14 protein-coding genes are annotated in these 17,762 nt (G+C 47.8%); 2 read left to right on the forward strand and 12 right to left on the reverse strand.

Features of this window, described 5'->3' with window-relative positions; all coding sequences use genetic code 11:
• Positions 1 to 100 precede the first annotated feature (100 nt).
• The gene (gene tig, locus VV1_RS00110) at positions 101 to 1,399 is read right to left on the reverse strand and encodes a trigger factor (RefSeq protein ID WP_011078150.1); all 1,299 of its coding nucleotides are present in this window, start codon (positions 1,397 to 1,399) and stop codon (positions 101 to 103) included.
• 551 nt (positions 1,400 to 1,950) lie between these two features.
• Between tig and VV1_RS00115 the strand changes: the two genes are divergently transcribed.
• Together VV1_RS00115 and VV1_RS00120 are read left to right on the forward strand one after the other, a co-directional pair.
• A complete protein-coding gene (locus VV1_RS00115) occupies positions 1,951 to 3,738 on the forward strand; it encodes a sensor histidine kinase (RefSeq protein WP_011078151.1) in 1,788 nt (595 codons plus the stop codon).
• Position 3,739: 1 nt separating this feature from the next.
• Positions 3,740 to 5,080: a sigma-54-dependent transcriptional regulator gene (locus VV1_RS00120; RefSeq protein ID WP_011078152.1), complete on the forward strand. Its 1,341-nt coding sequence runs from the start codon at positions 3,740 to 3,742 to the stop codon at positions 5,078 to 5,080.
• 94 nt (positions 5,081 to 5,174) lie between these two features.
• Here the strand turns inward: VV1_RS00120 and VV1_RS00125 are convergent, their stop codons facing one another.
• From VV1_RS00125 to VV1_RS00170, 11 genes are all read right to left on the reverse strand, one after another.
• Positions 5,175 to 7,133: a DUF3857 domain-containing protein gene (locus VV1_RS00125; protein ID WP_011078153.1), complete on the reverse strand. Its 1,959-nt coding sequence runs from the start codon at positions 7,131 to 7,133 to the stop codon at positions 5,175 to 5,177.
• Between the two features lie 194 nt (positions 7,134 to 7,327).
• Complete coding sequence (locus tag VV1_RS00130) at positions 7,328 to 8,689, reverse strand: TRAP transporter large permease (RefSeq protein ID WP_011078154.1); 1,362 nt, start codon at positions 8,687 to 8,689, stop codon at positions 7,328 to 7,330.
• Positions 8,690 to 8,692: 3 nt separating this feature from the next.
• Positions 8,693 to 9,358: a TRAP transporter small permease gene (locus tag VV1_RS00135; RefSeq protein WP_043920891.1), complete on the reverse strand. Its 666-nt coding sequence runs from the start codon at positions 9,356 to 9,358 to the stop codon at positions 8,693 to 8,695.
• A 65-nt stretch (positions 9,359 to 9,423) separates the two neighbouring features.
• Positions 9,424 to 10,422 carry a TRAP transporter substrate-binding protein gene (locus VV1_RS00140; protein ID WP_011078156.1) on the reverse strand — a complete coding sequence of 333 codons (999 nt, stop codon included), beginning with the start codon at positions 10,420 to 10,422 and terminating at the stop codon, positions 9,424 to 9,426.
• 81 nt (positions 10,423 to 10,503) lie between these two features.
• Positions 10,504 to 10,872 carry a hypothetical protein gene (locus VV1_RS24810; protein ID WP_158306835.1) on the reverse strand — a complete coding sequence of 123 codons (369 nt, stop codon included), beginning with the start codon at positions 10,870 to 10,872 and terminating at the stop codon, positions 10,504 to 10,506.
• Between the two features lie 119 nt (positions 10,873 to 10,991).
• Positions 10,992 to 12,107 (reverse strand): ABC transporter ATP-binding protein, encoded by a 1,116-nt coding sequence (locus VV1_RS00145; protein WP_011078157.1) that lies wholly within the window; start codon positions 12,105 to 12,107, stop codon positions 10,992 to 10,994.
• 5 nt (positions 12,108 to 12,112) lie between these two features.
• Positions 12,113 to 12,970, reverse strand: coding sequence for a carbohydrate ABC transporter permease (locus VV1_RS00150; protein WP_011078158.1), 858 nt, complete (start codon positions 12,968 to 12,970; stop codon positions 12,113 to 12,115).
• Positions 12,967 to 13,890 (reverse strand): carbohydrate ABC transporter permease, encoded by a 924-nt coding sequence (locus tag VV1_RS00155; protein WP_011078159.1) that lies wholly within the window; start codon positions 13,888 to 13,890, stop codon positions 12,967 to 12,969. Before VV1_RS00155 ends, VV1_RS00150 begins: the two co-directional genes overlap by 4 nt.
• 105 nt (positions 13,891 to 13,995) lie before the next feature.
• The gene (locus VV1_RS00160) at positions 13,996 to 15,243 is read right to left on the reverse strand and encodes an ABC transporter substrate-binding protein (protein WP_011078160.1); all 1,248 of its coding nucleotides are present in this window, start codon (positions 15,241 to 15,243) and stop codon (positions 13,996 to 13,998) included.
• 119 nt (positions 15,244 to 15,362) lie between these two features.
• Entirely contained in the window at positions 15,363 to 16,799 is a 1,437-nt protein-coding gene (locus tag VV1_RS00165) for an ATP-binding protein (RefSeq protein WP_011078161.1), read from the reverse strand.
• Positions 16,800 to 16,810: 11 nt separating this feature from the next.
• Positions 16,811 to 17,539 carry a response regulator gene (locus VV1_RS00170; protein ID WP_011078162.1) on the reverse strand — a complete coding sequence of 243 codons (729 nt, stop codon included), beginning with the start codon at positions 17,537 to 17,539 and terminating at the stop codon, positions 16,811 to 16,813.
• Positions 17,540 to 17,762 lie beyond the last annotated feature (223 nt).

Genomic DNA, 17,762 nt, shown 5'->3' on the forward strand with positions numbered 1-17,762 from the left:
TATGTCCCTAAAATAAATGGCCCGGATGATAATTATCATACGGACCATTGTTAGCAGAATAGTTAACGTTTAGTCAACCTTCTACGCAAGATATTGCTTATTAAGCTGGTTGGTTCATTAGCTCGTTGAAGCTAACTTCTTTTTCAGAAACCTGAGCTTTAGCAATGATCGCGTCGATAGCTTGTTCTTCTAGAGCAACGTTACGCATGTTGTTCATCAACTGTTCGTTTTGCTCGTAGTAAGTCACAACTTCAGTTGGATCTTCGTAAGCAGTCGCCATTTCAGTGATGATAGCTTTCACTTTCTCTTCATCAACTTTTAGCTCGTGAGCTTTGATCACTTCACCTAGTAGTAGACCCACTACAACACGGCGTTTCGCTTGCTCTTCAAACAGTTCACGAGGAAGCTGCATTGCTGCTTCAACGTTACCACCAAAGCGTTGTGCTGCTTGCTGACGTAGAACATTGATTTCTTGGTCGATAAGCGCAGCTGGCACGTCGATTTCGTTCTCTTTTACAAGACCGTCGATCGCTTGCTCTTTGATACGGTTTTTAACCGCTTGCTTAAGCTCACGCTCCATGTTCTTACGAACTTCTGCTTTAAGTGCGTCGATGCCACCTTCAGCTACACCAAATTTAGCAACGAATTCGTCGTTTAGTTCTGGTAGTTGACGTGCTTCAACTTTGTTCACTTTGATAGCGAATTTCGCTGCTTTACCTTTTAGGTTTTCAGCGTGGTAATCTTCTGGGAATGTTACGTCGATTTCGAATTCCATGCCCTTAGTTTTGCCTTCGATACCATCTTCGAAGCCAGGGATCATACGGCCAGCGCCCATTTCTAGTGGGAAGTTCTCAGCTTTACCGCCTTCAAACTCTTCACCGTCGATAGAGCCAACGAAATCGATGCTTACACGCTTACCAGCTTCAGCCGCTTCTTCAACTTCAGTCCAAGTCGCTTGTTGCTTACGTAGAGTTTCGATCATCTCTTCAACGTCAGCGTCTTTCACTTCAACTGCTGGTTTTTCAACAGTGATGTTTTCTAGACCTTTAAGCTCAACTTCTGGGTAAACTTCAAAAGTTGCGTTGAATACTAGATCTGAGCCTTCTTTGTTTTCAACCGGAGCGAAAGTTGGCGCACCCGCTGGGTTGATCTTTTCTTTGATGATCGCTTCGATGAAGTGGCGTTGCATTACTTCACCTAGGATGTCTTGACGTACTGCTTTGCCGTACATTTTCGCAACCATCTTCATTGGCACTTTGCCTTTACGGAAACCATCGAAACGACGGTTTTTAGCGATGTTGCGTAGTTCAGCTGTAACTGCATCTTCGATGTTAGCAGCAGGAACAGTAATATTCAGACGGCGCTCTAGGCCCTCTAGCGTTTCAACAGTAACTTGCATTATATATAAACCTCAAAAATGGCTCAGTTTCACTGAGCATATGAGCCTAACGAATGCCAGAGCAAACGAATACGGCTGCATCCTTGTCTGTGTTCTTTACGAACACCTATTTTAAAATCGAGTATCGGTTTCGCCATGAAACCAAACTAATCAGTGATATCTTCAGCAGGGCCAAAGGTATCTCCCATTAGTCTCAGGACAAAATTTCAGACGCGACATTCTAACGATCTGATCCAACCCTGTCGAGCCAATCACCACTATGTGCGCAATGTCTGTCCTAAAATCTCGAATTCATGTCGCAATTTGGCGGTTAGCAACTAAGATTGGGACAATAACGAGTTTTTCAAGAGAATCGACTGCTTTTTTTATCGAAAAGCGTAAAAAGAGATCTTGCTCTTGTTTTGCTCCACAGAGTTGAGATCTTTTTCGCCACTCTTTTCTACAAACCGATAACATCTGGCTATCCACCCCAATTGGACTGTTTTGTGGCAAGTTAAACAGAATGCATTCCCTGTCATTGCTTGCTGCGATTTTGTTTTCGGAGAATCAGGATGTCTCAACGCACACGTATCGTGCTTATGTTCTTCGTTATTTATCTGCTCTGCATGTTGGTCAGCGGCCGCTACATATGGCTGACTAGCTACCAAGCGTTGACGCAGCAGCATCATTCTCAATTAGAGCGATTCGCCGGGCACATCCAGAACAAACTGGACAAATTCGCGCACATTCCACAATTGCTCGCCAAAGATGAGCCTCTCATCGATGCACTGCAACAGCCAAACAACAGTGCTCAGATTGATCTGACCAACCGCTATCTCGAAGAAGTGAACGCGGTGATTCAAGCGGCGGATACCTATTTAATTGACGAATACGGCAATACTATTGCCGCGAGTAACTGGAATATTGACCGCTCTTTTGTGGGACGTAACTTTGCATTCCGCCCTTATTTTAAACAGGCTATTGTAGGCCAACGCAGCCAATATTTCGCGCTCGGTTCCACCTCGGGCCAACGGGGCTACTATTACTCCTACCCTGTCACCTATGCAGGGTCGATCATCGGGGTTGTGGTGGTTAAGATGGAGCTCCTTTCCATAGAGGACAATTGGCGAGAAAAGCGCAGCGTGTTTGTGGCAGACGATGAAAATCAGATCGTTTTTATGTCCAGTGACCCTGCTTGGTTATTTAAAAGCCTGACACCAAAGTCAGAGAGCGAACTACAACGTATTCGTGACTCACGACAATATTTGGATAAAAGCATTGAATCACTGGATTTCGTCGGTGATTTAAACGCTAAGCAAAGTGAAATCAAGCAAGGCGAACCTTACAGTTCAGGCACCATGATTGTCTCTTCACTGCCTTTACCTGACTTAGCACTGACGATTCGGGTTCTCTCGTCGAAACATAACTTGGTAATAACCACCTTTGGCCTGCTTTTGGTCGAAACCTTGGTATTTGCGATTCTTTTCTTACTTGGTCAACTCTACTACCACCGACAGCAAAAGCATCGCCAGATCGAAAGGGTGCAACAAGAAGCGAAACAAAAGCTGGAGTTCCTTGTGATGGAGCGCACCGCCGAGTTGCAAGCAGAAATCGCACAGCGCACCAAGACCGAACAAGCCTTACGACTTACTCAAGATGAACTCATTCAAGCCGCCAAACTCGCAGTTATCGGACAGATGTCCGCCAGTATCAGCCACGAACTCAACAACCCATTGGCTGCGATTCGCAGCTTTGCCGATAACGGCAGACTCTTTTTAGAAAAAGAGAAGTATCCTCGGGTCGATGAAAATCTCAGTCGCATTTCCGCATTGACTGAGCGGATGGCCAAAATCAGCCAACAATTGCGTTCTTTCGCACGAAAATCCGCGGGTGATGAGCTTGTCGAAGCGCGCTTGATGCCCGTACTACTCTCAGCTAACGAGCTAATGAAACCCTCCCTCAAATCCGCGCGTGTGCAACTCGAAACCGATTTTCCAGAACACGATATCCACTTGGTGATCAATACCATTCAGCTGGAACAAGTCCTGATCAATCTGATTACCAATGCGATTGAAGCGATGGAGAACACAGAGGCAAAGCAACTGCGTATCACCGTGGACCGGACGCTTGAACAGCAAATCCGTGTCCATATCGATGATAGCGGCCCAGGTATCGACCCTGCGAAGTTCGCTCAGCTTTGCGAACCTTTCCATACTACAAAGAAAAACGGCTTAGGCCTCGGCCTATCGATTTCACAACAGATATTGGCGGGTATGAACGGCAAGCTTCAAGTGTCACACAGCCCGCTCGGCGGAGCTCGCTTCACCATTATGCTGCCCACTATCAATACAGAGGTTTAATATGAGCTTGGTTTATTTTATTGATGACGAATCCGATCTCAGACTCGCCGTGGAACAGAGTTTTGAGTTGGCCGAGATTGAAGCAAACTTTTTTGCTGATGCAGAAAGTGCCTTGTTGGCCATGAAAGCGCAAACACAACCTGCGGTGGTCATCACCGATATTTGCCTACCCGGCATCTCGGGTATGGACTTGCTCAACACCTTAATTCATCGTGACCCCGATCTACCCGTCATTATGATCACTGGTCACGGCGACATCTCGATGGCGGTGAAAGCACTTCACAACGGGGCTTATGATTTTATCGAGAAGCCCTTTGCCTCTGAACATCTAGTGGAAACCGTTAAACGAGCGATTGAAAAACGTCAATTAACCAATGAAAACCAGCTTTTGAGACAATCACTTAAAGCGAGCAAAACCCTTGGACCGAGAATCATTGGTGAAACGCCATCCATCCAAGAATTACGAGCAACCATCAGTCACATCGCTGACACCCAAGCTGATATTCTGCTGTTTGGCGAAACAGGCACTGGCAAAGAGTTGATTGCTCGTTCTATTCATGAACAAAGTCCTCGTCGTGAGAAAAATTTTGTCGCCCTCAATTGCGGGGCTATTCCTGAGAATCTGATTGAAAGTGAACTCTATGGGCACGAAAAAGGCGCGTTCACTGGCGCAGACAGTCAACGCATTGGGAAATTCGAATTTGCTCAGGGGGGAACGCTGTTTCTCGATGAAATTGAATCGATGCCAATGCAAGCACAAATCCGCTTGTTGCGAGTGTTGCAAGAGCGCGTGATTGAACGCGTCGGGTCAAATCAGTTGCTGCCTTTGGATGTGCGTATTATCGCCGCCACTAAGGTTGACCTCAAACAAGCGGCAGCCAACGGTGAGTTTCGTCAGGATCTCTACTATCGTCTCAATGTGGTAACCCTCAACTTGCCGCCTCTTCGGGAACGAAAAGAAGACATCGCGGCCCTCTTTCACCACTTTTTACTGGTGGCGGCGGCTCGTTACGCAAAAACCGTCCCTGCGCTCTCTGCCAGCGATTTACAGCAGCTGTTAGCTCACAATTGGCCAGGCAATGTGCGAGAACTGCGCAATGCGGCTGAGCGATACATTTTGCTTGGCAAGTTGGCGCAGCTCGGTGAGACACCTGCAAGCACAACAGTGCATTATGCGCTCTCTGACCAAGTGGCCGAATTTGAAAAAAGCGTCATCGAGCAAACGCTGATGGAATGTGGTGGCAGCATCAAAGAGACGATGGACAAACTGCAAGTGGCGAGAAAAACCCTGTATGACAAAATGCAGCGCTATGGTTTAGATAAAGAAAACTACAAACAATAAAGGCCACAAAATGATTGGTGGCCTTGTGTCATTTTTCCCTTGTACTCCTCTCAGATGCACTCAATGGGCAAACATGAGGAATCTTGGTTCCTTGTTATTTTCCTTTGGCATAGCTGAAGTAGTAGGTCATAAACTCATTCGCTTGCTTTGTCTCTTTGATGTACTTCGGTAGTTCATCAACCGAAACCGAGGACGCCTTTCTTTGGTACCGGTAGTTCATGTTGATTTTCTTATAAACTGGCGCCAATACCTGTAACAGCCCTTCCCCATCACCCTTAATCGAAACATCCAGCGAATAGGTATCATTCTTAACTGAAAACGCTTCCTCTTCGAGCTTCAGTCTATCTGGCAAGTTCACCACGATATTCTGCTCTATCATCAAAGGCGATCCAACGTAGTACGGAGTTTTACGATTTTGAGCTTCTGGCGCATAGAGCGAGTTATTGATGATATCCGCCGTCACTTCCACTCGCACAGTATTCTCATCACCTTCCATCCACGGGTTCTCGAGAACGTAAGTTTCGACCATGGTCACAACATTGCTCTGAGGGTCATCTTGATACTCAAACTCTTCCGCCGCATAAACGCTTTGATAGAAGCGACTATAGTAGTCTTCATACTCACCCATCACCGTATCCATTGAGTTTGCCGTTAGGTAGCGACGCATACGCTCAGCTTGATGCCCTTCGTAAAGAGTCGTGATCTTCATCGTGCTGTCACCCTCTTTTTGGTGCTTGAACTGGTATTCAACACTTGAGGTGATCTGATTGGTATTGTTGACATTCATCTCACTCAACCAAATAGATTCGGGCTTAATCACCAGCGCGTAACCAAGCTCAGACTGTACAATCGAATCTAACGCATCGCCCTGTTCTGTAACTGTCGGATCAACCCAATATTCAATACCTTGATGGAAGAAATTCACAATAACATGGTCGAATGCACTATGACCCGGCAGTTGTTCGTTGAGTTTCTCGCGATGAACGGTACTCACTAATGCGGGGTAAGCTTCAACGCCAAGTTGGTTTAACAAGGTCGCCAGAAGCAAAGATTTGTCTTTGCAATCACCATAACCTTGCTCCAAGATTTGCTCAGGCAAACGAGGAGCGTGTGAGCCGATACCGTTCTCAATACCCAAATAACGTATTTTTTGCTGCGAAAGTTTAATCGCCGCCATGATTTGCGCTTCTTTTGAAGGCAAAGCTTTCAAAAGCTCTAGCTCTTTAGCGAACAAACGCCCAGAGGTAGAATTTGGGTAAAGAGGAAGCGCCCATTGAGCCACCTCTTGCCAGTTATCGTAGTTCGAAACATTGATATAAGGGTATGGGATAAACCAGCTTGGCTGATCTTTTTCATCAAAATCGTACGCTCTTCTACCATCTTCAAAAACGTACTCTTCCATCGCGCCAACTTGGCGATGCGTCAATGAACCGAACTCTGAGTTCCCAACGCGTGTGATGGTAAAACCTTTGTCTACAGGGACCAAGCTGCGTGCGTACACTTTAGCCACTGGCACTGACCAACCCAATCTAACCCATGTATCAAACTTATCACCAAAAACAGGGTTGGCTCCTTCAATGCTAAAGCTGTAGTCAATAATGTCGCCAACTTGGACATTCTTCAAAACCAAGTAATACGTTTCAGTGCCGTTATACAACAGTTTTTCTAAGTCGGATTCTTGCTTAAAACGCTTTAACTCCACCTCTCGCGACTTATCAATACGTTGACCATCGCGCCATACATCGACGTGGTGAAATAGCACTTTTTCATAATGAGGATCAAACGAAATGGAGATCTGAGAGTTGTCTTCAACCCCTTTAGAATTAACGGATTTGGTTGCATAGTGGGTGTACATCATCGGCTTGGGCAACGTAAAGTTGTACTGTTTGTCCACTAACAGGAAAATGCTGCCATCCACTCGATCTCGTCGATTCTCTTTGTCAAAAGTTTGCTTCACAACCCATTCTGGTGTGGGGGTTAACACAAGCGATTCACCCGCAAAAAGAGAAAAGCTCGCCGCAAGTAAAAGCCAGACTGACCATACAAATTTCATATTTATCCAACGCTATATTTTAATTTCATTTAATTAGTCGGATGAATACTAACGAGTTAAGCGGCAAATAGTAAGCCCTTTACAAAGAAACCCGCCAAATGGGCTTTGGCGGGTTACGTTTAACGAATTTCGTACTTATTACAGAGACTTACCACTTGACCTTATCGCATTGAATCTGCGGTAAGGCGACATGGTTACTTGGTAATGATCTCCGGCCCCATCAGTGTGGTTGGTAGCCAAGTCGATACCCAAGGAACGTACGTGACAATAATGAGGAAGAGGAACATCACCGCCACCCAAGGCAATGCGGCTTTGACCACATTCATCATCGACATTTTTGCCACCCCTGCGGTGACGAATAAATTGAGCCCGACAGGCGGTGTGATCATGCCGATTTCCATGTTCACCACCATGATGATACCCAAGTGAATCGGGTCGATGCCTAACGCAATGGCGATGGGGAAGACTAACGGAGCCACGATGATCAGTAGACCTGACGGTTCCATAAACTGACCGCCAATCAGCAGTAATACGTTGACCACAATCAAGAAGGTGATGGGACCAAGCCCCGCTGACAACATCGATTCTGTGATCATTTGCGGAATGCGCTCTTCCGTCAGCACGTGTTTAAGAATCAATGCGTTGGCAATGATAAACAGCAACATGATGGTCAGCTTACCTGCTTCAAAAAGCGTATGTTGGGTGTCTTTATGAAAGAAGGCTTCAAATACTTTCACGAGCGCAGGACGTTGGTTTTGCTTATCGGCAAAAGGCCCCATGTCTTTATAAACGAAGTTAGCGATCAAGAATGAGTAGACGGCAGCCACCGCAGCCGCTTCGGTTGGGGTAAAAATGCCCCCATAGATACCACCAAGGATGATCACCACCAACAGTAATCCCCAACTCGCTTCCTTTGCCGCGTTGATGGCTTCTGACCAACCCACAAAAGGCTGCTTAGGCAGATTTTTTATTCGTGCCGCAATATAAATCGCCACAATCAGCATAAGACCGGCAAGTAGCCCTGGGATCACGCCACCAAGGAACATACGACCAACCGAGACATCGGTGGCCGCAGAGTAAACGACCATCACAATCGACGGTGGGATCAAAATACCCAGTGTTCCAGCATTACAAATCACCCCAGCGGCGAACTCTTTCGAGTAACCGTTTTTGATCATCCCAGCGATGACGATGCTACCAATCGCCACCACGGTAGCCGGTGAAGAACCGGACAGCGCGGCAAACATCATACATGCCACCACCGAGGCCATAGCTAGGCCACCGCGAAACCACCCCACCATAGCAATCGCAAAGCGGATGATGCGCTTGGCTACTCCACCCGTCGACATAAAACTGGATGCCAAGATAAAAAACGGAATCGCCAACAAGGTGTAATGGCCTTCAAAGGCATTAAATAAAGTCTGCGCCACCGACGCCAAAGACGCATCGGAGTGCCACATCAAAAACAGAATGCTCGATAAGCCGAGAGAAACCGCGATAGGCACGCCAATCAGCATAAAGCCAATGACTAACAAAAATAAAAATAGAATATCCATCGCTTACTGCTCCTTACCATCACGACGTGAACCACCCATCAAATCGTCGGCATCACCCATCTCCGCTTTCAATGCTTCAAGATCTTCTTCTGCCTCATGACCCGCGATCATGCGATCTTGTTGATTGTTCAGAATTCGCCACGCGACCTGCAAAAAACGAAACGTCAGCAACGCCATCCCAACGGGAAGTGCCATGTAAGGAATAAAACGGGGGATCTTCTCGTACGCTTCGCCTTCATTGAACCAATCCGACATAAACTGAAAAATCTCAGGCATCGGGATATCGTCGGTTTCATACCAAGCACGCTCAGTCGCAAAGGGGTACCAGTAATTCCAAGAGCCAATCAAAAGTAAAATAGAAAAGGTTAAGCAACAACTGACGGCCACCAAGGCCAGCACTTTGCGTAACGGTGGTGGGGCTTTATCAATCACCACATCCACACCGATGTGGAAGTGTTTCTTCACACCATAAGACGCGCCGACCAACACCATCCACGCGAACATAAATACGGTAAGTTCAAGGGCCCATAGAATGTTGTCGTTAAAGAGATAGCGCATCACAACATTGACGAAAGTCAGCAGTGTCATGGCACCAAGGAAAAATGCAATCAGCCCTTCTTCTACCCGATCGGTGAAGTGACCAATTTTTGCCAAAAGTGATTGTTCCATAATCGATTCGCTCATTATTGTGCTAAAAACTGGGCTCTGACTCGACCGTCAGAGCCCGTTCTTATTTATTGTTTGTTTGACGCCAATGCTGCATCAATCAGATCTGAACCGATGTCTTTCTCAAATTTCTTCCAAACAGGTTTCAACGCCGTTACCCACGCTTCACGTTGCTCTGGCGTCAAGGTGCGCACCACACCCCCCGCTTCAATCACGTACTGCTTGTTGGCTAACTCAACCTTGTTGGACTCAGCGTTACGTTGCTCTGTCACTTCTTTTAGGATGGTCGCGAACTGGTCACGCACATCCGCAGGCAGGCCATCCCACCACTTGCTTGAGGTCACGACTAGGTAATCCAAAATGCCGTGGTTGGTTTCAGTAATACCATCCTGTACTTCAAAGAATTTCTTACCGTAGATGTTAGACCAAGTGTTTTCCTGACCATCAATAACCTTGGTTTGCAGCCCGCCGTACACTTCAGCAAACGACATTTTTTGCGGGTTCGCACCCAGTTGTTCAAACTGAGCAACCAACACATCAGACGCTTGCACGCGGAATTTCAATCCTTTGGCGTCCGCTGGCGAAATCAGTGGCTTGCTGGCTGAAATTTGCTTCATGCCGTTGTGCCAGAACTCTAACCCACGCACACCACGACGATTCATGGCATTTTTCAACTTCACGCCCGCGTCTGAGTTTTGGAAACGGTCAACCGCGTCGACATCTTCAAACAGGAATGGCAGGTCAAAGATGCGATATTTCTTGGTGAATTTTTCAAACTTGGAAAGAGAAGGGGCCGCCAATTGAACATCGCCGTTTAGCATGGCTTCTAACACTTTGTCGTCATCGTACAGTGTTGAGTTTGGGTAAACCTGCATACACGCTTTGCCATTCATCTCTTCGTTCACGCGTTTTTCCAGTAGTGATGCTGCAATCCCTTTCGGGTGCTTATCGGTATTGGTGACGTGGCTGAACTTGATGACGATCTCGCCTGGGTCACAGTTGGCCGCCGCATTGAAACTGGTGACAGCAAGCACGGAAGCAGCAAGTAGGGTTAGAGGCTTTAACATTATTCTTCTCCTTGTTAATCGAACCGCCCCATCTTTGGGTGCGATACTTCTGTTAGAGCAATAACCAGACCAATAAAAAAACTAAATAATATTCAAATAGATAAGCAAACAAACCATGAGCAACACCCCGTTACGGCGTTTAAAATGGGTGGGAAATGACACATCTATTAAGAACAAAAGGGTGGAAAGTGACACATTAGTATCAAACGCTTTGGGTGTGTCGCTTATCTTTAGAGCTCGAATGGCAAGCAAGATAAACGGATTGTAGAAAAATGGATTGTAGAAAAACGGATGACTGGAAAGCTGATGGTAGGGAAACCGATAGCAGAAACACCAATTGCAAGAAAGCGGCGCTGACAGAAGGAAAGGCGGTTCAAGACCGATGAGCGCAGAAAAGAAGTCATAAGGAAGGCGTGCCCTCACATCAAACCGCAAGCTTGGTTTGATCATTCTCCCCCGATCATGCCATAGCGACACCGTGATAATGTGCATCGCCACGATAGAGGACACGCAAATAATGGGCTAACGCGCCCTACACGCTTCGCCCTTGTGGGTTTCACCCTACCTCATCAGTGAAACTCTATTCGTTGTTGTGATTCGGCATCAAAATAGACCGCTTTGGACAAGTCGAAGTAGAGCGATGCACTTTCCCCCGCCTTCGCTTGCAGTTCAGGAGAGAGGCGACACGCCACTTCCTGTTGATTCACTTTAATCATCGCAATCGTGTCTGGCCCTGTCGGTTCCAACACTTCCAGTTTCAAATCCAAACACGTCGACGCGCTCTGATCATCGCTTGGCTTGTCGGAAATGTGCTCTGGACGCAAACCAATCACCACGCGTTTGCCATCTTGCTCACGCATGGAGGCAGGCAGTTTGATGTGATGCTCCTGACCACACTCACCACTCACCTTAATCACTGGATGATCTTCACTGTTGAGATCGACCATAGTGGAAATAAAGTTCATCGACGGCGACCCCATGAAGCCCGCCACAAACATATTCGCCGGTTGGTTGTAGATCTCCTGTGGTGTGCCGAGCTGCTGCAAGATGCCATCTTTCATCACCGCGATACGGTCTGCCAGCGTCATCGCCTCGATCTGATCGTGGGTTACGTAAACGATGGTGGTATTGAGCTTTTGGTGCAGCCGTTTGATTTGATGGCGCATTTCCACACGCAATTTGGCATCCAGGTTTGAAAGCGGCTCATCAAACAGATAGAGCTTAGGACGACGCGCTAATGCACGCCCCATCGCCACACGCTGGCGCTGACCACCAGATAGCTGAGACGGTTTGCGATCCAAAAGGTGGTCAATTTGCAGCATTTCGGCCACACGTTGCACTTCCGCATCGATCTCGCTTTGTGGCATTTTGCGGATCTTCAAGCCAAATTCGATGTTGCCACGCACCGTCATATTGGGATACAGCGCGTAAGACTGAAACACCATCGCGATGTCGCGATCTTTCGGTTCCACTTGCGCCACATCGACACCATCAATCACAATTTCACCGGAAGAAATGTTTTCTAACCCCGCAATGGTGTTCATCAAGGTGGACTTACCACACCCTGACGGACCCACCAGGATGAGAAACTCACCAGATTCGATGCTGATATCAATGCCTTTTAAGGTTTCTTGGTCCGCTTTTGGGTAGGTTTTGCGGATCTGTTTGAGTTCTAGAGTTGCCATGTTACTTATCCTTTTACTGATCCCGCAGTTAACCCGCGTACAAAATATTTACCCGCCAACACATACACCAACAGCGTTGGTAACGCCGCAATGATCGCCGCTGCCATGTCCACGTTGTACTCTTTCACCCCAGTACTGGTGTTGACCAAGTTGTTCAGCGCCACCGTGATCGGTTGGGTTTCTGAGCCGGAATACACCACGCCAAACAGGAAGTCATTCCAAATCGCAGTAAACTGCCAAATCACCGTCACCATAATGATGGGGGTTGAAATAGGCAGAAGGATTTTGAAGAAGATGGTAAAAAATCCTGCGCCATCGAGCTTGGCAGCTTTGATCAACTCATCAGGCACACTGATGTAAAAGTTGCGGAAAAACAGTGTGGTAAACGCCATGCCGTAGATAACATGCACCAGTACCAAGCCGGTGGTGGTATTGGCTAAACCGAGCTTGCCAAGCACCGCGGCCATCGGCAGCAAGATCACTTGGAAAGGAATGAAGCAGCCAAACAGCAACAAGCTGAAAAACAGGTTAGAGCCACGAAATTGCCATTTGGTGACGACATAGCCATTGAACGCCCCAAGCAAAGTCGAAATGGCCACGGCAGGGATCACCATTTGAAACGAGTTCCAAAAGTAGCCCTTTACCCCTTCACATTTCACCCCAGTACAGGCGCCATTCCACGCTTTGTACCAAGCGTCAAACACCCACTCTTGTGGCAAGCTCATTAAGTTACCGGCCTTAATGTCTGGCAAGGTTTTAAACGAGGTGATCACCATGACAAACAGCGGCATCAAATAGACCAGGCAGAAAAAGACCAATGCGCCGTAAATAAACCATCGGGCCATGTTCACTGAAGAGTTCATGCGCGCTTCTCCCTAAGCTCGGAATAAAGATACGGCACCAAGATGGCCAGAATGCCCCCTAACATCATCATCGCACTGGCGGCACCTAAGCCGATTTGCCCGCGAGTAAACGAATGAGCGTACATAAAGAGCGCAGGTAAATCCGATGAATAGCCCGGTCCTCCAGCGGTCATCGCAGTGACCAAGTCGAAACTCTTAATCGCGATGTGCGAGGTGATGATCACCGCGCTAAAGAACACCGGACGCAAACACGGCAGAATGATTTTCCAATAGATGGTCGGTAGGCTCGCGCCATCAATTTGCGCCGCTTTGATGATCGAGGAATCAATACCACGCAAACCCGCGAGAAACATCGCCATAACAAAACCGGACGATTGCCAAACCGCAGCAATCACTAAGGTGTAAACCGACATCTCCGAGTTCACCAACCAGTCAAATTTAAAGGTTGTCCATCCCCAATCGTTCAACAGTTTTTCTATCCCCAATCCTGGGTTCAAAATCCACTTCCACGCCGTACCAGTCACAATGAACGACAGCGCCATGGGATAGAGGTAAATGGTGCGAATTGCCCCTTCCTGACGGATGTTTTGATCCAACAAAATGGCCAGACCGACACCCAAGACGATGGCAATCGCAATGAAAAGAACGCCAAAAATACCTAGGTTAGTAATCGACGTTACCCAGCGGTCGTTTTCCATCAATTTGGCATATTGGTCAAAACCAACAAACTTAAAACTGGGTAGAAAACGGGAGTTAGTCATGGAAAGCGCCGCTGTCCAAAAAATAAATCCGTAGATACACACCACCGTCACTAGCATGGTCGGCGCTAACACCAGTTTCGGTAACCAGTGTTGCAAGCGATCAGCTAGCGAAGGTTTTGGTGCGATTTTGCTCGTTGGCCCACTCAAAATATGCTCCATAACGATTCCTTGTAGCGAAAAACACTTCCTACCGAGCAAACGCTCAGAGTGAGAAGATCAGCTGAGATAGGCAGACAGGCAAAGAACGCCTGCCCGCCTAGGGGGTTAGATCGCTGCTTTCACGGCTTTCGCCAGTTTCTGTGCAGCTTCTTTTGGATCCGCCTTGCTGTCGTTAAAGAAGTTGGTCACCACATCGTAGATCGCACCTTGTGCGTAACTGGTGGTTGAGAGGCCATGCGCCATACTTGGCACGAGATCACCCGACTTCGCGCTGGCTTTGAAGGTCGCCATCGAGTCAAGCGCACATTGATCAAACTTACTCATGTCCATATCCAAGCGAACTGGAATCGAGCCTTTGTTGAGGTTGAACACTTCTTGGAACTCTTTGGTCAAGATGGTGCGAGCCAAATCTTGCTGGGCTTTTTGATTGGCTTTGTCGCTCAGTTCAAAGAAAGCAAAGCTGTCGATGTTGAAGGTAAACTGGCCAGCCGTTCCCGGCGCTGGGGCACAAATGTAGTCTTTGCCCGGTACTTTGCCCGCAGCGCTAAACTCACCTTTTGCCCAGTCACCCATGATTTGCATCGCCGCTTCACCATTGATGACCATGGAGGTCGCCACGTTCCAATCACGTCCCGGCGCATTGCTGTCGATGTAATCACGCATTTTTTTGAACTTAGTGAACACTTCCACCATCTTGTCACCAGACAAGACGTTCATGTCCAGATCGACAAACGCTTTGTTGTAATCTTCGCTGCCTAACACATCCAGTGCCACCGCTTCAAACACGGTCGCGTCTTGCCAAGGTTGGCCACCGTGAGCAAGAGGAATAAAGCCCGCCGCTTTGATTTTGTCCGCTGCGTCAAAGAACTCATCCAAGGTAGTTGGTAAGCTCACACCCGATTTTTTCAATACATCAGGGTTTGCCCATAGCCAGTTAACACGGTGAACGTTGACAGGCACAGCCACGTATTCACCATCAAATTTCATCACCTTAGTGACAACGGAAGGCAAGATGCCATCCCAGTTTTCTTGTTTCGCTGTCGCATCGAGAGAAGTGAGGAAACCTAACCCACCCCATTCCTGAATATCGTGTCCTTTAATTTGAGCAGCAGACGGAGGGTTGCCTGAAACCGCACGGGTTTTCAGTACCGTCATGGCAGATTCGCCACCACCGCCGGCAACCGCAAAATCTTTCCAAGTGTGACCTTGCTGTTCAAGCATTTGTTTGAGTACGGCAGCGGATTTCGCCTCGCCACCTGCCGTCCACCAGTGCAGCACTTCTACTTCGCCTGCTTGTGCAAAAGAGGCAGCAGAAATAAGAGAGAGGGTAAGTAGGGTTTTCTTCATTTTCATTGTTATCTTCCATGTATCGGATTAGACAGATCAGGTCGTGCCTGATATTGAGCAGTCTATCCATAACTGGAGATAAGCATTGCAACAAACCGTAACCACAAAGTAACACCTTTGTTACATTACACTTCCAGCCCTTTAGGAATCAGCACTTGCGCACGTAAACCACCCTGCGGCAGATTGCTAATAATGAGATCTCCACCATGTCCGTGTAAGATGTTTCGGCAGATACCTAAGCCTAATCCATGCCCTTCACTGTCCTTTGCTAAGCGGAAATAAGGTTCAAACACGGCCTCTAATTGCGCTTCCGCAATTCCCGGCCCTTGGTCATCAATGGTGACGTAAATCCACTCCTCACTGTGTTCGAGTGTCACCACCGCTTGTTCACCATATTTCACCGCGTTGTCGATCAAATTGGTGAGCACTCGCTTTATCGCCAGAGGCTTGGCCACCATAGGCTCCATGATGATAGGACGAAAATGGACCTTAGTATCGTGCTGATTATAGGTATCAATCACATGCTCGATCATCGCATTGAGATCGATGTAGTCGTTGTTCTCATGCAAATCGGTATCGCGCACACACTGCAGCGCCCCTTTGACCATCATCTCTAAATCATCGAGATCGCGATTGAACTTGCTGCGTTTGGTGTCATCTTCGAGCAACTCGGCTCGAATGCGCAAACGGGTGATCGGCGTTTTGAGATCGTGAGAAATGGCGGAAAAAAGATGCTCTCGGTCTGCCACATAACGGCGAATACGCTGCTGCATGCGATTAAACGCGCGCGTGGCTGTCACCAGCTCACTCGCTCCTTCCTCTTGCAACGGCGGCTGCTCGATATTGATGCTCATTTCATTGGCCGCTTTGGCTAAGCGCTTGAGCGGCTTCACCTGGCGACGGATCATGGTGTAAGTCAACACTAACAATAGCGTGGTTGAGAAGAAGAGAAACAAGATCTGCTCACGCCCTAAAATGGTGTCATCTAAGGTCAAATAAGGTGCGGGAAGCAGCGCGGCAATGTAGATCCACTCGTGACTTTCTAACTCAATTTGCACCACCAACACGGGGGGATTGATCGGCTCCAAAGTAAGCGTGTGGTGCGCCCACGATTTGGGTAGGTCATGCAGATAGATATCGTCTTTCAGCAAACGTAAATTTTGCGGATGCGAGAAGTCAACGGAGATTGAGGCAACCTTGGTGAGTTTTTGCTGCAGCACGCTTTCGACAGCCAGCACCGAAGCCAGTTTTAACGGTGTATCGGCAATCGGCTCAACAGTCAGCTTCTGTTTATTGAAAGAGACGAAAAAGCGCGTGCCGCCCATATTGCGGATCTGATCCAGCACGATATGACGATAACGCACGGGTAAGGATTGGAAAAAGGTCACCGTCGAGGCAAACATGCCCGCCATGCTTTCCGACGCAGAGCGAATGCCTTGCAGCTCTTTCTGTTTGGACTCGCTATACCAGATAGCGGTGGCGATCCCTTGAGCTATCACCACCGCGAGCAAGGTGAGCAACAGCGTTCTGGCAACCAAGGAGTTGGGGCGAAACCTCTTCATCTCCAATCACCTCAATGTTCGTAGCTAACAGGCACCGATAAAATATAGCCATTACCGCGCATGGTTTTGATGTAGTGTGGGTAGCGTGCACTGTCGCCCAGGCGTTGACGCAAACGTGACAGTTGAACATCAATACCGCGCTCAAAAGGCAACGACTCACGCCCCTTAGTGGCATAAGAAATGGTGTCACGATCGAGGATTTCATCGGGATGGGTCAAAAACAGCATCAGCAAAGCGAAATCACTGCCTGACAGTTCGTGTTGCTGGCCATTTTCTTGATGAACAATGCGGTGTGCTAACGTATCCAACCGCCAATCACCAAAAACAATCTGCTTTGGCAGCGTGTCACTTGGCTTCTCCTGCGTGACGTGCACGCGGCGTAAAACCGCTTTGATGCGCGCCACCAAATGGCGTGGGTTAAAGGGCTTGGCAATGTAATCATCGGCACCAATCTCCAAACCGATGATTTGGTCTGTCTCTTCCGAGACCGCCGTGAGCATGATGATCGGCACAGTCGATTCACGGCGCATAAATTGGCACAGGCTGAAACCGTCTTCACCGGGAAGCATGATGTCGAGCAGGACTAATTCTGGATAGCCGTTTTCTGCAAGGTAGTGTTTTAACTGATGCCCATCCGCCACCGTGGCCACTTGGTATCCGTTGCGGCTCAAATACTCATCCAGCAGTTCGCGAATTTCGCTATCGTCGTCCACCACTAAAATTCGAGTTACATCCTGCATCTGAGCTCATCCAAAAAATTACAACTTATTTACATAGTGTATCGATTTCAACGCGAACCACTGACGAAAGTTTTAATAATTTTTGAAGCTGATCTGGAGCTAGCTCACAACTTATACCCAAACAACTTGAAGTTGCAGGTAGGCGGCAAATGAGTGAATCCCCATGAGCATAGATACGCTATGTGATTGGGCCGGGCTGGCGTGCCAGTGAACGAATGCAGCC

The sequence above is a fragment of the Vibrio vulnificus CMCP6 genome (assembly GCF_000039765.1).
Classification (GTDB): Bacteria; Pseudomonadota; Gammaproteobacteria; order Enterobacterales; family Vibrionaceae; genus Vibrio; species Vibrio vulnificus_B.